The sequence below is a fragment of the Streptococcus hillyeri genome (assembly GCF_041081565.1).
GTDB classification, from domain to species: Bacteria; Bacillota; Bacilli; order Lactobacillales; family Streptococcaceae; genus Streptococcus; species Streptococcus hillyeri.
Genome location: NZ_CP163513.1, coordinates 259,286 through 279,350 on the forward strand (window position 1 = coordinate 259,286; position 20,065 = coordinate 279,350).

General features: G+C 40.8%; 20 protein-coding genes and 1 pseudogene. 14 read left to right on the plus strand and 7 right to left on the minus strand.

Annotated elements, in window-relative coordinates:
• From AB6M99_RS01305 to AB6M99_RS01340, 8 genes are all read left to right on the plus strand, one after another.
• A complete protein-coding gene (locus AB6M99_RS01305) occupies positions 1–828 on the plus strand; it encodes an MBL fold metallo-hydrolase (RefSeq protein WP_121835032.1) in 828 nt (275 codons plus the stop codon).
• Positions 829–881: 53 nt separating this feature from the next.
• Positions 882–1,868 (plus strand): aldo/keto reductase, encoded by a 987-nt coding sequence (locus AB6M99_RS01310; RefSeq protein WP_121835033.1) that lies wholly within the window; start codon positions 882–884, stop codon positions 1,866–1,868.
• A gap of 898 nt (positions 1,869–2,766) precedes the next feature.
• Positions 2,767–4,113 carry a cysteine--tRNA ligase gene (cysS, locus tag AB6M99_RS01315; RefSeq protein WP_369350986.1) on the plus strand — a complete coding sequence of 449 codons (1,347 nt, stop codon included), beginning with the start codon at positions 2,767–2,769 and terminating at the stop codon, positions 4,111–4,113.
• Positions 4,106–4,507, plus strand: a complete 402-nt coding sequence (locus tag AB6M99_RS01320) for a Mini-ribonuclease 3 (protein WP_121835035.1) — start codon at positions 4,106–4,108, stop codon at positions 4,505–4,507. Before cysS ends, AB6M99_RS01320 begins: the two co-directional genes overlap by 8 nt.
• A complete protein-coding gene (locus tag AB6M99_RS01325; RefSeq protein ID WP_121835036.1) occupies positions 4,504–4,989 on the plus strand; it encodes a hypothetical protein in 486 nt (161 codons plus the stop codon). Before AB6M99_RS01320 ends, AB6M99_RS01325 begins: the two co-directional genes overlap by 4 nt.
• An 86-nt stretch (positions 4,990–5,075) precedes the next feature.
• On the plus strand, positions 5,076–5,855 hold the full coding sequence (locus AB6M99_RS01330; protein WP_121835037.1) for a hypothetical protein: 780 nt from the start codon (positions 5,076–5,078) through the stop codon (positions 5,853–5,855).
• A 187-nt stretch (positions 5,856–6,042) separates the two neighbouring features.
• Entirely contained in the window at positions 6,043–6,789 is a 747-nt protein-coding gene (gene rlmB, locus AB6M99_RS01335) for a 23S rRNA (guanosine(2251)-2'-O)-methyltransferase RlmB (protein ID WP_121835038.1), read from the plus strand.
• 21 nt (positions 6,790–6,810) lie between these two features.
• Positions 6,811–7,326, plus strand: coding sequence for an NYN domain-containing protein (locus tag AB6M99_RS01340; RefSeq protein WP_121835039.1), 516 nt, complete (start codon positions 6,811–6,813; stop codon positions 7,324–7,326).
• A gap of 43 nt (positions 7,327–7,369) precedes the next feature.
• Here AB6M99_RS01340 and def read toward each other — a convergent pair whose 3' ends face one another.
• The gene (gene def / locus AB6M99_RS01345; RefSeq protein ID WP_121835040.1) at positions 7,370–7,984 is read right to left on the minus strand and encodes a peptide deformylase; all 615 of its coding nucleotides are present in this window, start codon (positions 7,982–7,984) and stop codon (positions 7,370–7,372) included.
• A 247-nt stretch (positions 7,985–8,231) separates the two neighbouring features.
• On the opposite strand from def, the gene AB6M99_RS01350 reads away from it, so the two are divergent.
• The 4 genes from AB6M99_RS01350 to AB6M99_RS01365 all read left to right on the plus strand — a co-directional run bounded on the left by AB6M99_RS01350 (position 8,232) and on the right by AB6M99_RS01365 (position 11,680).
• Positions 8,232–9,563: a nucleobase:cation symporter-2 family protein gene (locus AB6M99_RS01350; protein WP_121835041.1), complete on the plus strand. Its 1,332-nt coding sequence runs from the start codon at positions 8,232–8,234 to the stop codon at positions 9,561–9,563.
• 194 nt (positions 9,564–9,757) lie between these two features.
• Entirely contained in the window at positions 9,758–10,027 is a 270-nt protein-coding gene (gene rpsO, locus AB6M99_RS01355) for a 30S ribosomal protein S15 (protein ID WP_018164109.1), read from the plus strand.
• Between the two features lie 541 nt (positions 10,028–10,568).
• A complete protein-coding gene (gene rpoE / locus AB6M99_RS01360; protein ID WP_121835042.1) occupies positions 10,569–11,147 on the plus strand; it encodes a DNA-directed RNA polymerase subunit delta in 579 nt (192 codons plus the stop codon).
• 119 nt (positions 11,148–11,266) lie between these two features.
• Positions 11,267–11,680 carry an organic hydroperoxide resistance protein gene (locus AB6M99_RS01365; RefSeq protein WP_121835043.1) on the plus strand — a complete coding sequence of 138 codons (414 nt, stop codon included), beginning with the start codon at positions 11,267–11,269 and terminating at the stop codon, positions 11,678–11,680.
• 407 nt (positions 11,681–12,087) lie between these two features.
• Here AB6M99_RS01365 and AB6M99_RS01370 read toward each other — a convergent pair whose 3' ends face one another.
• Positions 12,088–13,254, minus strand: a complete 1,167-nt coding sequence (locus AB6M99_RS01370) for an IS30 family transposase (RefSeq protein WP_369350352.1) — start codon at positions 13,252–13,254, stop codon at positions 12,088–12,090.
• A 211-nt stretch (positions 13,255–13,465) separates the two neighbouring features.
• Here AB6M99_RS01370 and gltX point away from each other — a divergent pair, with 211 nt between their 5' ends.
• Together gltX and AB6M99_RS01380 are read left to right on the plus strand one after the other, a co-directional pair.
• Positions 13,466–14,920 carry a glutamate--tRNA ligase gene (gene gltX / locus AB6M99_RS01375; protein ID WP_121835047.1) on the plus strand — a complete coding sequence of 485 codons (1,455 nt, stop codon included), beginning with the start codon at positions 13,466–13,468 and terminating at the stop codon, positions 14,918–14,920.
• Between the two features lie 75 nt (positions 14,921–14,995).
• Positions 14,996–16,537, plus strand: a complete 1,542-nt coding sequence (locus AB6M99_RS01380) for an acyl-CoA synthetase (protein WP_121835048.1) — start codon at positions 14,996–14,998, stop codon at positions 16,535–16,537.
• Positions 16,538–16,652: 115 nt separating this feature from the next.
• On the opposite strand, the gene AB6M99_RS01385 is transcribed toward AB6M99_RS01380, so the two are convergent.
• The 5 genes and pseudogenes from AB6M99_RS01385 to tgt form a co-directional block, all read right to left on the minus strand.
• Positions 16,653–17,195: a biotin transporter BioY gene (locus AB6M99_RS01385; protein WP_121835049.1), complete on the minus strand. Its 543-nt coding sequence runs from the start codon at positions 17,193–17,195 to the stop codon at positions 16,653–16,655.
• A 4-nt stretch (positions 17,196–17,199) separates the two neighbouring features.
• Entirely contained in the window at positions 17,200–17,505 is a 306-nt protein-coding gene (locus tag AB6M99_RS01390; protein WP_121835050.1) for a CHY zinc finger protein, read from the minus strand.
• Between the two features lie 106 nt (positions 17,506–17,611).
• Positions 17,612–18,239 (minus strand): annotated as a pseudogene (locus tag AB6M99_RS01395) (uridine kinase).
• Positions 18,240–18,248: 9 nt separating this feature from the next.
• Positions 18,249–18,725, minus strand: coding sequence for an NUDIX hydrolase (locus AB6M99_RS01400; protein WP_121835051.1), 477 nt, complete (start codon positions 18,723–18,725; stop codon positions 18,249–18,251).
• Positions 18,726–18,798: 73 nt separating this feature from the next.
• Positions 18,799–19,941, minus strand: coding sequence for a tRNA guanosine(34) transglycosylase Tgt (tgt, locus tag AB6M99_RS01405; protein ID WP_121835052.1), 1,143 nt, complete (start codon positions 19,939–19,941; stop codon positions 18,799–18,801).
• Positions 19,942–20,065: the final 124 nt, after the last annotated feature.

The window sequence follows — 20,065 nt, forward strand, 5'->3', positions numbered from 1 at the left end:
ATGAAATTATCATATAGTTCGCATGGACAAGCCATGCCTGTTGCAACAGAACAAATCACTCAAGAGGCCTTTGCGGCTATGTCGCATACGGAGATTCGTTGGTTGGGTAATGCCAGCATCTTAATTAATAGTCGAGGTCACATTATCCTAATTGATCCCATTTTAGATGGATTTGATATGCCTCTATTGATTGATATGCCGATTGAAAGTACGGCTATTCCGAAAGTTGATAGCTTACTGATTAGTCATATTGATGGAGATCATTTGAATTTTGACACGTTGACAAATATCAAAGCAGTTACTAAAGCATATTATGCACCGCCTTACGTTTCTGAGGTAATGACAGAAAAAGGTTACTCAACACAAGAGTGTTCACTAGGGCAACCATTTACGATAGGCAATACTTTGGTCACTCCGACACCAACCAAGCACAACTGGCAAAATGGATTGGAAAAATATAAGTACCGTGAGTGGCGAGAGGAAGAGTATTTAGGTTACTGGATGGATACACCAGATGGTGCGATCTGGTTACCGAGTGATTCTAAGTTATTACCAGAACATTTAAATATGCCCGAGCCAGCTGTTATTTTGTTTGATTTTAGTGATAATGATTGGCATATTACTTATGAAGGGGCTGTTACATTAGCCAATACTTACCCTAAGGCTGAATTGATTTGCATTCACTGGGGAAGTGTTGATGCGCCAGACTGGAACACCTTCAATGGAAATCCAGAAAAATTATTGGCTGATGTTGTCAATCCAGAAAGGGTACATGCGTTAAACGTGGGACAAAAATTAGTTTTAACAGACAAGGTAGCTAGTCTGTAAGAAGTTATCTGATCAAATTCAATTCAAATCTTGTTATGATATTGGAGGAAATTATGGAATATACAAAACTTGGAAATACTGGATTAGAAGTATCAAAAATCTGTCTTGGTTGTATGAGTTTTGGAGATGCTAGTCAAGGGTTTCATTCAGGATGGTTACTTGATGAAGAAAAATCACGTGTGATTATCAAAAAAGCCTTGGATATGGGGATTAACTTTTTTGACACTGCAAATGGTTATGGTAAAGGGTCCAGTGAAGAATATCTGGGGCGTGCTTTACGCGATTTTGCAGATCGAGACGAGGTTGTTATTGCGACAAAAGTGTTTTTCGGAGACGGTCTCCACGAGGGAAGAAATACAAAAGGTTTGTCACGAAAGGCCATTTTTAACCAAGTAGAGGCGAGTTTGAAACGTTTAGGAACAGATTATATTGATATCCTTTATATTCACCGTTGGGACTACCATACACCAATTGAGGAAACCATGTCAGCCTTACATGATTTAGTCAAGGCTGGTAAAGTTCATTATCTCGGAGCTTCGGCTATGTACGCTTGGCAATTTCAAAAAGCCCAGTATATTGCTGAGAAAAATGGTTGGACACCGTTTTCCGTCATGCAAAATCACTACAATATGCTCTATCGTGAAGATGAACGGGAGATGATTCCATTTTGTAAAGATTATGGTGTTGGTCTTGCCCCTTATAGCCCACTCGCAGCAGGTCGTATCGTTCGAGACTGGGATGCTGACACTGCTAGAAGTAAAGCAGATACAATAGCTATTTCAAAATATGATAGTACGATGGAGCAGGACAAAGCAATTGTAATGAGAGTGGCAGAAATTTCAGAAAAATATGGGATTACCCGTTCTCAAGTAGCACTTGCATGGCTATGGAAGAAAGGGATAGATTCCCCTATTGTTGGTGTAACAAAGGAAAAATATTTAGATGATTTTATGGGAGCATTTGAAGTAGCATTAACAGATGAAGATATTGCTTACTTGGATGAACTATACCGGCCACATCAGATTATGGGAGCTTTATAATATTTTTAGTAATCCATTATCCATTGTATGGGTAGTGCCATTTTAATATTATAGTGTTTTATCTTTAAAATAGTAAACTCGTTTAAGATAAATTGTCTCAGTCACAATGAATTCTTCTTCAATATATGGTTGTTTTATAATATTTTATTGCTGGTATTTTCTGCAATCATTACGAGCGACGAAGTCGCCACAACTAGCACTTTCCGCAGTGGTGATAACACTAAAACTAATAAGTTTTAGTGTGAAGGGGTTGGCAAGACCTAGGCTTGCCAAGAAGGAATGGAACTCTGTAGGAGGTCGCTTCCGCCCCACACCACATTAGGAGAAGTGCTAACAAAAATACTAAATAAAAACTAATTGACTTTAATACTTAACAAAAATCAAAAATTACTTTTTGTTTCTTTCTTAAATGTGCGGACGCTCCAAAGGTCTGGGAGACCTTTGGAGGTGGGAAATAGAGTTGACAAAGTCAACATCAAAACCTCCTACGGAGTTTCATTGCTAGATTTGAGCCTACTTTTCGCAGTAGATGATTGGATGTACTTGTCGACTACTCGACAGCGTCCAACCTAATCATCCTTGCGGGGGAACTACTACGAAATTGATTCTCAATTTGTAGTTTTCCCCAAAAAACGTTCTTAGCAAGCAAATTACCCTCGCTTTTTGATTTCTAAGCTCAGGCTGAAGCTGTCCACTGGACAGTTTCACTAATAAGAATACCACTATAGCGAAAGAAACATGTTAACCTCACTTCGTTCGGTAGTCCATCAAAAGTATTAGAGGTTCTAAAATGCTAATTTTGATTTTGGATGAGTATAAGAAAGATTCACCCTCGTATTTTTGTGCGAGGGTGTCTTTGTGGTATAATGAAAGCATTAGAAAAGAAGAGAGTATGAGTATGACGATTAAGATTTATGATACTATGACCCGTAGCTTGCGTGAGTTTGTGCCTTTGGAAGAGGGCAAGGTTAAGATGTATGTCTGCGGTCCCACAGTTTATAATTACATTCACGTGGGAAATGGGCGGAGTGCGGTAGCTTTTGATACCATCCGTCGTTATTTGGAGTACCGTGGTTATGACGTGACTTACATTTCTAACTTTACGGATGTGGACGATAAGATTATCAAGGGTGCGGCCGCAGAAGCTATGACCACCAAGGATTTTTCAGACAAGTACATTGCGGCTTTTATGGAAGACACGGCAGCGCTTGGTATCAAGCCGGCGACAAAAAATCCTCGTGTCATTGACTATATGGATGAGATTATTGCTTTTGTAGTTGACCTTGTAGAAAAAGGCTTCGCTTATGAGTCAGAAGGGGATGTCTATTTCCGTGTGGAAAAATCTGTGGATTACGCTAAGTTAGCCAATAAAACCCTCGATGATTTGGTTTTAGGAGCCAGTGGGCGTACAGACGAAGAAACTGCTCGCAAGGAAAATCCTGTGGATTTTGCCCTTTGGAAATCGGCTAAGGCAGGCGAAGTGTCTTGGGAGAGCCCTTGGGGAGCTGGTCGTCCAGGCTGGCACATCGAGTGTTCAGTCATGGCAACTGAAATTTTAGGCGATACCATTGATATTCATGGTGGCGGCGCCGACCTTGAATTCCCACACCACACCAATGAAATTGCGCAATCAGAAGCCAAAACGGGTCATAAATTCGTCAACTACTGGATGCATAACGGCTTTGTCAATGTGGACAATGAAAAAATGTCAAAATCCCTTGGTAACTTCATTACCGTTCACGATGCCCTCAAAACCGTTGATGGACAGGTTCTACGTTTCTTCCTTGCGACGCAACAATACCGCAAACCAATTAATTTTACCGAAAAGGCCATCCATGATGCTCAGACCAATCTGAAATACCTGAAAAACACTTATGAACAACCTTTCACAGGTCAAGTGAATGCTGATGAACTAACTGATTTTGTAACAAAATTCACTGATGCTATGGATGAAGATTTCAACACAGCAAACGGGATTACAGTGATTTTTGAAATGGCCAAGTGGATTAACTCAGGCAACTATGATGAAACAGTTAAAGCGGCATTGACCAAGATGTTAGAGGTCTTTGGGATTGTCTTTAAGGAAGAAGTTTTGGATGCTGACATTGAGCGCTTGATTGAGGAACGCCAAGCAGCGCGTGCCAATCGTGATTTTGCGACAGCTGACCGTATCCGTGATGAATTGGCAGCGCAGGGGATTAAGTTGCTTGATACCAAGGATGGTGTGAGGTGGACGCGTGACTAATCTTGATGTCAATTTGATCAATGGCATAGCGCTCGCATTTGAAGGGGACGCGGTGTATTCCATGTATATTCGCCGTCACTTGATTTTTACAGGTCAGACCAAGCCCAATCAGCTGCACCGCTTAGCGACAAAATATGTGTCTGCAAAAGCACAGGCAAGTCTGATTACGAAAATGTTAGAAGCGCAGCTATTGACCGAAAAAGAAGAAGAAATCTACAAGCGTGGCCGCAATGCCTCAACCCATACCAAGGCTAAGAATACGGATATCATCACTTACAAGATGTCCACAGGTTTTGAAGCGGTTCTTGGCTACCTTCACATGACCGAGCAAATTGAGCGCATGGAAGAGCTGATTGGGTGGTGTATCAAGACTATTGAGGAGGAAAATCAGTGATTTCTTTTTTCAAAAATTTGTTGAGAGGTCAGGAAGATTATCTTGAATTTGATAACTTTAATTTTAAGTTAGTAATTATCCAAGAGCTCATGTATGAACAGGAAGTTCTGACACCGAAGTTTGATGTCTACGAGTATGCCAAACAAGTTCCTGTTGATTTCGAAGCGACCTACGATGGTGTGGCACCAGAAGTTAAGAACTATTTTGAGGCTTTCAAAATTCCCAAACGATTAGCAAAATATGTTAAAAAGCTCTATTTAGATGGTGGTAATGACATTTATTTACAGCTAATGCCTTACGGCGATGGTGAGGGAGATGAGTTCGATATCTCAGAAATCTCTCCAAGAGAACTTGGTCAATTTAAACAGTTAGTTGAAATTGATGCTCAAGCAGTGAATTATTTTTCTCCAGAAGCAACTGACTATCTACGAAGTCAAGGTATTGCTGTAAAAGAATATCAACATAAAGTAAAAAAGAATTGAAATGCTCAATTCTTTTTTTGTTTTCTTACGAATAGTTAGATAAGAGGGACAGAGAGTTCCGATTTTATATGTTGAGGAGAAAAGAAATGACTTATAAACGTTTATCATCAGCAGTCCTTTTAGGGGGTGCACTACTAGGATTATCAGGACAACAAGTGGCTATGGCAGAGGAAACTCCTAATCAAGTAGTAGAGCAAACGACAGAATTGCAATATAGTTTAGGTATTCCTACAAGTGCCACTCTGCGCTCTGATCAGACAGCTATTGACCTTGCGATAACCCTGCCTAAGAAATTTGAGGAAGCCAAGGTTGTCACAGTTGAGTTGAGAAATATTGTAGGGAAAGAGTTGAATACGTTAGATTATACCGTTCCTAAAGGACAACAAAAATTCACTTGCTGGTTTAGTTTGGCAGGATTGCAAGAAGAAGGGTACTATGTGACGGTTACTCTTCCAGATGGATCAGTTACCCACTCAGGCTATTCTAAGAGCATCTACATCCAGCAACCTAATGAAACAGGAACACCAGAAAAAAATCAAAATACAGAAAAGGTTTCTCAAGAGAAAATAACTCAGAAAAATGCACCTCAGCAAGCCAATCAATCACCGACAGTAGAAGGTGAAGAGAAGCCAAAAACTCAAGAGAAACCTACTGTTTCTTCTGTCAAAAGTGACGAAAAACTAGACACGACAAAGGTGAATGGTGCAAAACAAACTGCTGTAACTCAAAAAGCAACTCTTAGTTCATCAAATCAGCTGTCGCAAGCTCCCAAAGACTCAGGGTTTTCTAAGGTAGTTATAGCAGTAATGGGAATCGGTGCTGTCGGATTACTAGCAGGATTGACCTATTTTTTCAAAAAACGATAATTTATAGAGAACAGATTAGCAAGCTCTAGCTGTTATTGAGATAAAAAAGAAACGAATGCTTAACACTTTAGAAGGTATTTTCTAGTGTTAGCGTCGTTTTTTATTTGCTCTGACTTGTCCAAAATCAAAATTTATGAAAAGGGATAAAAAATGACCTCCTAGCTGAGTTTCGTGCTATAATGAAGACATGAAAGAAAGAAAACAAGAAGAAGTAACAGATATCGTCTACGGCGTACATGCCGTCACTGAAAGCCTGCAAGCCAATACAGGTAATAAACTCTATATCCAAGATGACCTTCGTGGCAAAAATGTGGATAAAATCAAAAACCTAGCCACTGAAAAGAAGGTTTCGATTTCTTGGACACCCAAAAAGACCTTGAATGAGATGGCCAACAACGGTATCCACCAAGGCTTTGTCTTGCGTGTATCGGAGTTCGCTTATGCCGAATTATCTGCGATTATGGAAAAAGCAGAGCAGGAAGAAAATCCCCTCATTCTTATTTTGGACGGACTGACAGACCCACATAATTTGGGGTCAATCTTGCGAACAGCTGACGCTACAAAAGTAGCAGGCGTGATTATTCCAAAACACCGTGCCGTTGGTGTAACACCAGTTGTTGCTAAAACCTCAACAGGTGCTGTGGAACATGTTCCGATTGCCCGTGTGACCAATCTCAGTCAAACCTTGGATAAATTAAAAGCAGCAGGTTTCTGGATTTTTGGAACGGACATGAACGGTACTCCAAGCCACAAATGGAATACTGCTGGCAAGCTGGCTCTTATCATCGGCAACGAAGGTAAAGGCATTTCAGCTAACATCAAAAAACAAGTGGATGAGATGATTACTATTCCTATGGATGGGCATGTGCAGAGCTTAAATGCTAGTGTAGCGGCAGCCATTCTCATGTATGAGGTGTTTAGAAATAAACAATAGGGGCAACAGAGGAGGCAATCCATGAAAAAGAAACTCATGCTAGTTGATGGTTATAACATGATTGCCTTCTGGCAAGAGACCAAGCAGGCATTCAAAACCAATCAATTAGATGAAGCGCGAAACATTTTATTGCGCAAACTCAATAACTATGCTAATTTTGAACAGATTGAGATAACCTGTGTCTTTGACGCTCAGTATGTTCCAGGAAATCGACAACGCTACGATCAGTACAAGGTAGAAGTCATTTTTACCGAAGAAAATGAGACTGCAGATGATTACATCGAACGTATGGCGGCTGAGCTAAACACATCATTAAATTTGGTAGAAGTAGCAACCAGCGACCTCAATGAACAGTGGACCATTTTTGCACAAGGTTGTTTGCGCGTCTCTGCGCGTGAATTAGAACAACGTGTCAACACTGTGAAATCTGACTTAGATAAATTATCTGCACAAATTGACTTGAAAAAGCCTCGCTTATCAGCAATTGCAGATGACCAAATGGATTTATTGAAAAATTTATTACATTCTATGGAATAATAAAAAAAGCTGGGCTTCCAGCTTTTTTGTTATCTTTAGTCGCTTAGTCTAAAATAATCACACCATCTTCGATTTTAAAAGGTTCAGCAATGTTGATGCGGTCATAGAACATGACACCGTTGAGGTGGTCGATTTCATGCTGAACAACAATGGCGTTGTAGCCTTTGAACTTGACCTTGTGTTTTTCGCCGTTTTTATCAAGGTATTCGACAGTAATACGAGCGTGACGAGGGACGTAACCTTCAACAACGCGATCGACAGATAGGCAGCCTTCTCCGTCAGCCAGCGCAGCTTGTTGGACAGAATGTGCGACAATTTTAGGGTTGTACATAATCGCTTGTAAACTGTAGGCTTCTGTCGGAGGATTGCCCTCTTCATCCTCTGGATTTGGGACAAGGCAAGCAATAATGCGTTTTGACACATCTAATTGTGGAGCAGCAAGGCCAACCCCACCACGTAGTCCCATCTTTTCAGCGGTCACTGGGTCTTGGGAGTTTTTCAAAAATTGCATCATTTTTTCGCCAAGAATAATGTCCTCATCGCTTAATGGCAGAGCAACTTCAGCAGCTTTTTCACGAAGTGTCGGATGACCTTCGCGAATAATATCATCCATGTTAATCAAGTGACTAGCTTTGATTAATTTATCTTGTGCAGTCATAATAAATACCTAGAGCCTGTCATCCTTTCGTATTGACTAGAAAAAAGTTGAAGAGATAACTGTTTCTGGCTCTTAATCCTTTCCGTTCTAACAATTTCTTATTCATTCTATCACAAAAAAAGAGATAATAAAAGCAAAGATGGATAAGCGAACGATTTAAGTTTTTTTGATAAAATAGTTCAGAAATGTTGCTAATGTTTTCTAGTTTTGTTATACTGTAGTCTAAAAATTAATGAAAAGGTGTATTATGTCTCAAGATAAAGTTCTTATTGACCACGGACATGTGGAAGAAACACATGATGAAATGCTCTATAACATTGAAGATCGTCCGCCGCTTGGTGTATCGGTAGTTCTAGCACTCCAACATATCCTAGCAGCTTTTGCAGGTATCATTGCGGTACCGCTTGTTGTTGCTGGTGCTATTGGGTTATCTGTTGAGGATACTGCTGTCATGGTATCTGCAACTATTTTTGTAGCAGGTTTAACAACTATCTTACAGTCTAAAGGATTGGGACCAATCGGCTCTCGTGTGTCAGGAATGATGGGAACTGACTTTACTTTTGCGAATCCTGCTATTAGCGTTGGTGCTAAGTTTGGGATTGCAGGAATTGTTGGTGCGACCATTGCAGGTTCTTTGGTAGAAATTGTTCTCAGTCGCTTTATCAAACCGTTGATGAAATTTTTCCCACCGTTGATTACAGGTACCGTTGTCTCTCTTATTGGGATTACCCTTTTGCCTGTCAGCATGGACTGGGCAGCGGGAGGTTCAGGAGCAGCAGATTACGGTTCAGTTCAAAATGTAGCCATCGCTTTTGCGGTTATGGTATTTACCCTTGCCTTAAATCATTATGGTAAAGGGATGTGGTCAACAGCTTCTGTTTTCATAGGAATGATTTTTGGCTATGTTCTCTGTATCGCTCTTGGCAAGGTTGATTTGTCAGCTGTGGCAGATGCCTCATGGTTTGCGATTCCAAATGTGCTTCGTTATGGTGTGACTTTTGATTTTTCATCAATCTTGTCATTCATCCCAGCCTATATCGTTTCACTTATCGGTACTGTTGGGATTATGATGGCTATTGGTGAGGCGTCAAATGTTAAGATTTCGAGCGACCGTGCTGCAAACGGTGTCTTAGCTGATGGTGTAGGTTCTCTTATTGCTGGTGTCTTCGGAGCTGGACCTAATACGGCTTTCTCACAAAACGTTGGTTTGATTACCTTGACGAAGGTTGCTAGCCGCCATGTTATGGTGATTGCTGGGATTATCCTTGCTGTTCTTGGTGTCTTTCCAAAACTATCTGCTCTGATTTCAATTATGCCTCAGCCAGTCCTTGGTGGTGTAGGGGTTATCATGTTTGGACTTGTTGCCGCTCAAGGGATTAAAACCCTAGCAACGATCAAGATTGGTGACCGAGAACTCCTTATTATCTCAGTTGCCTTTGCGCTTGGTATCGGCGTGACTGTTCGTCCAGAACTCTTAGCAAACCTGCCAACGCCTATCCAGATGGTTTTATCATCAGGTATTTCAACAGGTACCCTTGCAGCCCTCATTTTGAATGTCGTTCTAAAAGACAAACGTTAATGAATTTTGGAGCCATTGGCTCCTTTTTCTTTGGGAAATAGCAGAGCTACCCTACCAGTTTTTCCAAAACTATCAGTTGACGAAGCTCAGCCATTTTGCTAAAATATAGAGGTCTATAAGACAAATAACTTCTTCTTGGTTGTAGGAATGCCAACCTGCCACTCGGATGAAGCCAAATAAAAAGGAGAAACATCATGGCAATCTCAAAAGAGAAAAAAAATGAAATCATTGCACAATATGCACGTCACGAAGGTGACACAGGTTCAGTAGAGGTTCAAGTTGCTGTCCTTACTTGGGAAATCAACCACCTTAACGACCACATCAAACAACACAAAAAAGACCACGCTACTTACCGTGGTTTGATGAAAAAAATCGGTCACCGTCGTAACCTTTTGGCTTACCTTCGCCGTACAGACGTTAACCGTTACCGCGAATTGATCGCTTCACTTGGTCTTCGTCGTTAATCAAGATACGGAGCCGTTAAGCGACACACAGCAAAATAGGAAAGCTGACGAAGACGCAAAGCGTCTAGGAGGTCTTTATCTTTTTGCCAAGTGTCGTAGGTGAGTTCAATTAGGCATCTCTGCTTCAGGAGATGTCTTTTTACTTTCTCGGAATAGACTGGATGACTCACTAGGATTTTAGGTTGGGTTCAGTTAGGCACTCTAGTTGATGAGTGCTTTTCTTTTTTGCCAAGTGTCGTAGGCGAGTTCAATACATAACTAAATTAAGTAGAGTTCGAAAAGTATACTAGTTAAAAGGATGCTCTTTCGAAATTGTAGTTTGTGTTTAACATAGCCTAGCTGGATAAACGTTTTATCACCTAAAATCTGAGTTTCTCAAATTGTGGGGGAGTTACTTTTAAGTGTGTGATGGAGCGTATTAATCGCTTCTAGTTAGTTTCCTATAAAAATTCTTTGACGAATAGGATTTTTTAGCGTAAAATAATAAGGAATATTAAATTAGGGATAGACTGTGCTTTGTCTCTTAAAAAGGAGAATACCTTTGGAATTAGATGTATTTGCTGGACAAGAAAAAAGTGAATTGTCAATGATTGAAGTGGCGCGTGCGATTTTAGAAACACGTGGTCGTGGAGACGAGATGTACTTCAATGACTTGGTTAATGCCATCCAAAACTATTTAGAAAAATCAGATGCTGCTATTCGTGAAGCACTGCCATTTTTCTATTCAGACTTAAATACTGATGGTAGCTTTATCCCACTTGGTGAAAATAAATGGGGCCTTCGTTCATGGTACGCCATTGATGAAATCGATGAAGAAATCATTAGTCTTGAAGAAGATGATGAAGATGCACCAAAACGCAAGAGAAAACGTGTTAATGCCTTCATGGACGGTGATGAAGATGCTATTGATTACTCTGATGATGATCCAGAAGATGAAGATTATCGTCCTGAACGTGATAGTCTTGAGTACGACGAGGATAACCCAGATGATGAAAAATCAGAAGTGGACTCATATGACTCAGAGTTAAATGAAATCATCCCAGACGAAGACTTGGATGAAGATGTTAACATCAACGAAGAAGATGATGAGTTTTCAGACGAAGAAGAAACAGAAGAATAATGTTTCGCAGGAGGTTGGGAGAAATATCCCAGCCTCTCTTTTTATGTCAATTTTTTTCGTTGAAGATTCGTGGAGAAAGTAGTATAGTAATGACATCATAAGATAAAGGAGAATTGAGGATGAAAAAAATCTATTCAACAAAAATGATTAACACTGGCGGACGTACAGGTGAAGTACATTCTCCAGATAATAGTTTCCAATTACAGATTGTTCAACCAGGACAACGTGTGGAAGGTGCTACAAACCCAGAACAGCTATTTGCTGCGGGTTACAGCGCCTGCTTTAACAGTGCTCTTAGCTATGTCCTATCTAGTCATGGTGTAACAGCTGAAGCAACGATTACAGCAACAGTATCGCTCTTTAACCTTAGCGTCAGCAATGTTCCAGACGTTCAGCTTGGTGTTGAACTTGAAGGACACATTGAAGGTGTTAGCTTAGAAGAAGCGCAAGCTTATCTTGAAGAAGCACACCAAGTTTGTCCGTATTCACGTGCTACCAAAGGAAATATTGAAGTGACTGTTAAGGCTGTTTAATAGCGATTAAGGCGTTTGCTGCAGCAACCTGATAAGTTAACGTGGTCAGGTTGGTTTGCTTGTTTGCTAAAATCAGACAAGGCATCACAGTTGTCGTTTAGAGAACTAACCTCAGATGGTATGACTGAGGTTTTTCTGTATTTCCATGTTTCAGCTAAATTCCCAAACTAACTTCCACCGTCTGTTAAAGTGGAAGTTAATCTGATAAAACCTCTAACAACCAGTGGAAATCCGTGTCAGGGTAAGTTCCACTGGTTTTTATAATGGTTGATTTTATTGCATTTTTAGGCGAATTTAGGTGAAAAAAGGGTACACAAAATCCCCTCATCTGAAAGCGTTTCAGATTAAGTTCCGTTATGGTGGAAGTTAGTGTGAGACGTTTGAGTGGCTTATATTTAGATTAGTTTTTAGAATTTATGTTGGAGTAATTTTGGGGACTGACAGACGTCTTCTGCGGGAATTAAGGAAATGCCAAGAAGTTTAGCCAGTTCTTCGTCATAGGTAAAGGTAAAGAGCTCATAAGCTGATTTCCCATTCAAAGCAGCGCGTTTCACGCTATTGACATGAGAACAGACTAGGTTGATATCGTCCTGAGTTAAGTTATCAAAAGAAGTTCCCTTTGGTAGAATATCGCGAATAAGGGAGTGATTTTTCTCAATTTTTCCTTTCTGGTCAGAGCGATTAGGGTCACAAAAGAATAGTTTAATCTCACCTCTGATATCCATCTCGATGTCATCAACTCTGGCAAATTCTCCGCCATTATCTGTAAGAATGATAGGGAAAACATCGAAGAAATTTCTATCAGCCTCATAAAGTGTGTTCTTGATGACATAGAAGTGTTTAGCGACCTCAAGAGCGGTTTTATTGTCCAGAAGTCTAGCGAAGATAAAGTTACAGAAAGACAAATTGAAGGTGAGTAATACTTTTCCGCCAACCCGTCCAATAACGGTGTCCATTTCAAGCCAAGAGGTCAGTTGTCTATGTGTCAGGTAGTTTTGGAAGTCCTCATAAGAACGCCCTTTTTTAGCTTCTTTAGGGATAGAAGGCAGGATAGATTTGCGCCTTTCTTTGAATTTTACAGCTCTAGCCAGATCAATAGGAGCGATAGAAAGGTATCCTTTACGGATGTGTCGATAGACGGTTGAGGAACTGACATCAAGGTTATGCGTTTTAAGGATGTGATAGATGTGTTGTCCCTTTTTCACACCATCAGAAATGACTTTATCCATATCCCAGAACGTTTGAGAGTTGAGAGGTGTTCCTTCTCGAGCCTCAACGAGGGTTTGTTCGTATTGTTTTTGAGCCTGTTTAGCGAGGTAGAAGATTTTCTTGTAGCCACAATTTTGTCTTCTCTTAGGACATCCGTTACAGACAAATGGGGATTTATCAATGAGAGGGCAAGGAAGCCCATCACTGGTAGAGGTTCTGACCTGTCTGTTACGTTTGACCTCTTTGGAAACGGTAGTAGGATCTTTTAGGATAGTTTGTCCAATGGCTTTGAAGGTTTCTCCACGTTCTAAGCCAAGTTGGATGTCATTGCGGTCTGAGAGGGTAAGGTGTTTATATTTTGTCATAGTAAGGACTCATTTCTAACACAAACGTCTCAGACTTAATTCCACCATAAAAATCCGTTTTAGACTAATTTCCACTTCGAAAGCTAAAGTGGAAATTACTTTGGGAAATTACCTTTCCATGTTTCAAATGCGTTTTCTATATAAAATAATTCACCCAAAGTGTCGGAATATGCTATAATATTAAAGATTGAAAACTATACAGGAGAAAACAATGTCTAACGAAATTCGTGTACGTTATGCCCCAAGTCCAACTGGACTATTGCACATCGGGAATGCCCGTACTGCCCTTTTTAACTACCTTTATGCGCGTCATCATGGCGGAACTTTCCTTATTCGTATTGAGGATACGGACCGTAAGCGCCATGTTGAAGATGGTGAGCGTTCGCAACTTGAAAACCTACGCTGGTTAGGGATTGATTGGGATGAAAGTCCAGAAACGCATGAAAACTATCGCCAGTCAGAACGCTTGGAGCTTTATCAAAAATATATTGACCAACTCTTAGCAGAAGGCAAGGCTTACAAGTCTTATGTGACAGAAGAAGAATTAGCCGCTGAGCGTGAGCGCCAAGAGGCAGCAGGTGAAACACCGCGCTATATCAATGAATACCTTGGCATGTCTGAAGAAGAAAAAGCAGCCTACATCGCAGAGCGTGAGGCAGCAGGTGTGATTCCAACAGTTCGTTTGGCTGTCAATGAAGCTGGTATCTACAAATGGAATGACATGGTCAAAGGTGAAATCACTTTTGAGGGGGGCAATATCGGTGGTGACTGGGTTATCCAGAAAAAAGATGGTTACCCAACTTATAACTTTGCTGTGGTGATCGATGACCATGACATGCGTATTTCACACGTTATCCGTGGTGATGACCATATTGCTAACACGCCAAAACAATTGATGGTGTACGAAGCTCTTGGTTGGGAAGCGCCAGAATTTGGTCACATGACCCTCATCATCAATTCTGAGACAGGTAAAAAACTCTCAAAACGTGACACTAATACGCTTCAATTTATCGAAGATTATCGCAAAAAAGGTTACCTTCCGGAAGCGGTCTTCAACTTCATTGCCCTTCTTGGATGGAACCCAGGTGGTGAAGATGAGATTTTCTCTCGTGAGCAATTGATTGAGCTCTTTGATGAAAATCGTTTGTCTAAATCACCAGCAGCTTTCGACCAGAAGAAATTGGATTGGATGAGCAATGACTACCTTAAAAATGCTGATTTTGAAACGGTATTTGCCCTTTGTAAACCCTTCTTAGAAGCAGCAGGTCGCTTGACAGACAAGGCTGAAAAATTAGTTGAACTTTATAAACCACAATTGAAATCAGCAGATGAAATTGTTGGTTTGACAGATCTCTTCTTCGCTGATTTCCCAGAATTAACTGAGGCAGAAAAAGAAGTGATGGCAGGTGAGACTGTTCCAACAGTTCTTGAAGCCTTTAAAGCTAAATTAGAAGCTCTATCTGACGAGGAATTTGTAACAGAAAATATCTTCCCACAAATCAAAGCTGTTCAAAAAGAAACAGGCATCAAAGGGAAAAACCTCTTCATGCCAATCCGTATTGCGGTTTCAGGAGAAATGCACGGTCCAGAATTGCCAGATACAATTTTCTTGCTTGGTCGTGAAAAAGCGATTAAACATTTGGATAACATGCTAAACAGCTTATAATCTTAGAAACTCACCTAGAAAACTGGGTGAGTTTTTGCTATAATTGTGAAAAAAGTATAAAGAAAGCGTACTCTAATGACAGAATTATTTCCTTATCGTTCCATGAATTTGTATCAAAATTATCTAGAAGCTAGTCAGGCTTATCCTGATTGTGAAATCATTTTTGATCAACCTGCAATAGCTTTTCCTGAATTGGGGACAGAAACGACTTATCTTGCCAGTCATGATGCCATCGTTAGGCGTGCAAAACAGCTGGCGCACCTTGGAATTAAAAAATCAGATAAGGTGATTATTTTTAAAGGTCAGGCTTTTGACACTTATATGTTGGCTGTTGCAGTCACTTACCTTGGTGCGGTGCCGGTTATGGTTTCTTATCACTTTAACAGCCAAGTTATTTCAGTCTTTGCGGATCGTCTAGAAAATCCCTTTATCATTTTTGATGATGTGACGGCAGCTGTTGTGGCTGAGGTTGAAAACATTTCTGATGTTCATAAGATTTCAATTGAGAAACTGTTAACAACTGATGCTCTTGAAGTATCTTTCAGTCCGCTTCCAGATGATCAGATTGCTTATATCACACATACTTCTGGGACGACTGGAATTCCTAAATTAATTTGTCACTCGGCAAATACTATGGGCTGGCGTACAAAATATCAAAAAACCATCCTAAATCATATGCCAGAACGCCGTATTGTTGGTTTTCAAATTTCACCGGTACATTCACGTTTTAATATCGGAATGTCCTCTTTGATGATTATGGGCTTCCCGCTTCTTCCTTTGGCAAATACTGACCGCGAAACAGTTGAACGTCTCTTTCTCAAGTACCAGCCCCAAGCTGTTGAAACTCACCCAAATCATTTTGTACAGTGGGCAACAATCGCACGTGAACATCCAGCAGTTTTTGCAAAGACAAATTATTATCACTCAACTTTTGATGCCATTAACAACGCGACCATGTTGGCTTTTCTAGAAGCGTCTGACAATGCGCAAGCCATTTTCCTTCAAATCTACGGTCAAAGTGAGTGTGGACCAATGATTTTAAAACCTCATACAAGAGAAAGTTTGAAACATTCAAATGCCCGTGATATGGGTGTTGGCTTGGGAGAATTGACCAAAGCGCGCATTACTGATGACAAGGGAAATTCTTTGCCGGTTGGTCAGGATGGGCACATCCAACTCTTTTCAAGAGGGCGTGCGCTGACCTATTTCAAAGAAGACCAGCGTTTCCAAGATAATGTTTATGGAGACTGGTGGGATAGTGGCGACTATGGCTGTATGGATGAAGATGGCCATCTTTTCCTTAAGGACAGACAGGTTGACCTCATTGATAAAATAGATAGTAACCTCGCACTTGAAGATATGTTACTGGATAAACTGACTTTCTTAGCAGAGGTTGTACTGGTTCGTGATCAACATGGTAAACCTCAGCCCTTTATTGCTTTGGAAAAAGGCAGAGCAATGGATATGGATGCTTGGTGGCAGGCAGTATCAGAACTTCCGTTCTTGAATGCACCGATTCTTCTTGATTATGACGAGCTACCACGTACGGCAACCATGAAAATCCAACGATTACAATTAGAAAAAGACTTAAAAGAAGGAAAATACCAAGTTAGTTAATAGTAAAAAGGCACTCGGTTAACAAACCGGTGCCTTTAATGATTATATCGTCGAATGAATGAGTTGCAAGTACGGCAAGTTGAAAGCAGAGATGTATTACAACAAATTCAAGTGATTATGAATTGCTATTTTTGACAACGTGGCTGTATTTCACAGCAACAAGCGTTGCGACAATTGCTTTTAGGGTGTCTCCTGGGATGAAAGCTAGGTTTGCCCAGAGTGCAGCATCCAGGGTCATTTCAGTCATATGCGCCAGCCAGATTGCTCCCAAAACATCAACGAATAAAACCCCACCAAGACAAATAATAACAAATGTTAGAATGGGATTCTTAGTGGGAAGTTTTGACAATCCAGTTCCGATTAAAAGTGGGACACCAATCCAAGAGACGACATAACCTGCTGTTGGCCCCATAAGGACTGGAATAGTATTGCTGCCGCCAGAGAAAGCAGGAATGATCGTCCCCAAGAGGAGAAAGAGTAAGACAGAGAGAGTACCGCGTTTGGCACCTAATAGAACCCCTGCTAACATAATAGCAAGGTTTTGTAGGACAATAGGTACTGGAATGAACCCTAATGGAATACCAGGAATATTACCCAGAATGATGATTAGAGTAGCCATCATTGCGATGTAAACTAGATCTCTTACTTTGGTTGACATAAAACTAAACTCCTTTAAAATAAATAGAATAATGTGCTTTACAATTTGGATTAAAAGGATGATGACAGTTGGGGCAACTACCGGTTTGATAGTCTATAAAATCTAAATAAGTCATACAGTTACCGCACAGAATTGGCTTGCCACTAGTGACATTGGAAGCTTGAAAATGATGATTTTCCAAACTATCATGGCAATGATAACAAGCGTAGTAATGTTGACAAGTAGCACACTTTAATGCCACTATATCACAGGATGTATGATAATGACGACAACGCCCAGCTGAATCTAAATCAAGTCCTTTAATCTCCATAAGTCATAGTTTAAAGGTTTTTATCTTCCGTGTCAACCTAATTTTAAATATCGGTTAACAAAAACAAAAAGAAAACCTCTGAAAAATGATGCATACAGAGGTAATGTTAGTTTTTGGATATAACTATTGTCTGTTGTTCGATTTGCGACATGATAATATCCGCAGAGTCTTCGTGGGATTTGTAATAAGTTTCATACTGTTGGCGCCTGGCAAGATGTGCTTGTAAGACAAAGTCAGTTTGTCGGCCTCGGACTTTGGTGTCACGTTCGAGACGGCGATTTAGCTCAGTCTCTTCGTCTGTTACCAGTGCGATGCTCAAGTCAAAAAGTGTCTTATTCTAAAAAGCCGGCAGACATTCCCTCGATAATGAGAATAGGTTTACTGCCTTTAAGGATACGGCTAGGCGCCCAAGGTTCATCAATGGTTAAGATGTCCATCCCCATTTGTAAGGCTGTGATGTCTCTTTTTAGGCTATTAAGCTCGTGAGATATAGGCATGCTAGCTGTCACTTTTTGATTGGGAAAGGCTTTTGGAGAAACCAGCTGCCTGAGTTCTCCGTTGATGATATAGGGATCTGTTTCAAGAAGATTTACCTTATCGCTAGGCAGTATCTCCAGCAATTTCTTAGCAAAAGTGGACTTACCTGCTCCGCCATGTCCGAAAATACGGACAGTGTGCCTTTGACCATCAGAAAGGTAGTTATGGAGATAATCTAGTAGTTCTATTTTGGTCATAAGTACCTCCTAGTTTCCTAGTTGGAAGATTTGGGCAAAATACTCATCCAAAATCAGTTGGTGTTGGGTATTAACGATAGTGATCTGCTTGGTTTCTTCCTGAGTAAAAAAGCGGAGCTCTAAGGTTTCTTGGTTTGAAAAGGTGCTAATGTCGTAAGGTTCCTTGGCTTCAACCTCATAAACAATTCCGACTGTCTGAGCGACATCGCCATTGGGGTAAGAATCTTCAAAATTCGTATAGACATTGAGCAGGCGTTTGGGAATAATAGCAATACCAGATTCCTCTTTAAATTCCCTAATTAACGTATCGACGGAACTTTCACCTAGCTCCATACAGCCACCAAGAAGTCCCCAAGTGCCCTTGTCCCCACGCTTTTGCAGCAAAATAGCTCCGCAGTTATCCGTGAGAATACCAGCCGCAAAGGTTAGGAAAATCTTATCGTGTCCAACTTTGGAGCGAATGTATGAAATATAGTCTTGAGTCATGAAAGCCTCCTGTAGTAGTGATGACAGTGTGTTAAAAAACGTTTGAGACAAGCAGTGCCCCAAACGTCGTTGTTTAGAAATTACGGTTTGAACGGTTATAGCCGTATTTCTCCATGAAATCTTGACGGAATTCAAGAAGGTTATCGTCCATGATAGCTTGACGAACCTTTTTCATCAAGTTAACCAAGAAGTAGAGGTTGTGGTAACTTGTCAAACGGATACCGAAGGTTTCGTCGGCTTTCAACAAGTGACGGATATAAGCGCGTGTGTAGTTTTTGCAAGTGTAGCAATCGCATTCTGGATCAAGTGGCGTGAAATCCTCTGCAAATTGAGCATTTTTGATCACAAGGCGACCGAATGAGGTCATACAAGTACCATTACGAGCAATACGCGTTGGTAAGACACAGTCAAACATGTCAACACCACGGATAACACCATCAATCAAACTATCTGGTGCCCCAACTCCCATCAAATAACGCGGTTTATTTTCAGGAAGTAGTGGTGTGGTGAAGTCAAGAACGGCATTCATTTCGTCGTGCGTTTCGCCAACAGCAAGTCCCCCAATAGAGTAACCTGGGAAGTCCATGCTGACAAGGTCAGCAGCTGACTGGCGACGAAGGTCTTCAAAGCCGGCTCCCTGAACGATACCAAATAAGCCTTGATCGTGTGGACGACGGTGTGCCTTAAGGCCTCGCTCAGCCCAGCGACTGGTACGCTCAATTGATTTTTTGACGTAGTCGTAAGGTTGGTAGAATTGAGGGCACTCGTCAAAACTCATCATGATATCAGAACCAAGGTTGTTTTGAATAGAGATCGCTTTCTCTGGAGAGAGGAACATTTTTGAGCCGTTTAGATGATTTTTAAAGGTTACCCCTTCTTCAGTAATATTTCTGCTATCAGCAAGTGAGTAGACTTGGAAACCACCACTATCTGTTAGGATGGCTTGGTCCCAGTTCATGAATTTGTGTAATCCGCCAGCTTGGGCAATCAATTCATCCCCAGGGCGCAGCCAAAGGTGATAGGTGTTTGAAAGGATAATACCTGATCCCATTTCTTTCAATTCCTCGGGGCTCTGCGTTTTAACCGTGGCTTGTGTCCCAACAGGCATGAACATTGGCGTAGGGAAGGTACCGTGTGGGGTGATGATTTCACCAAGTCTAGCACCCGTGTGCTTTTCCGTCTTAATGAGACGGTACTTAATAGGATAATCTGTCATTTTTTCCTCGCTTTCAAGAAATACAGTCTTGTGCAATTTAGTGCTTATCTATTCTACCAAAAAGACAGGGGTTTGTCAGTTATCATCAGAAGAAATGAAAAAGCGAGAAACTGTGGCAGAATGT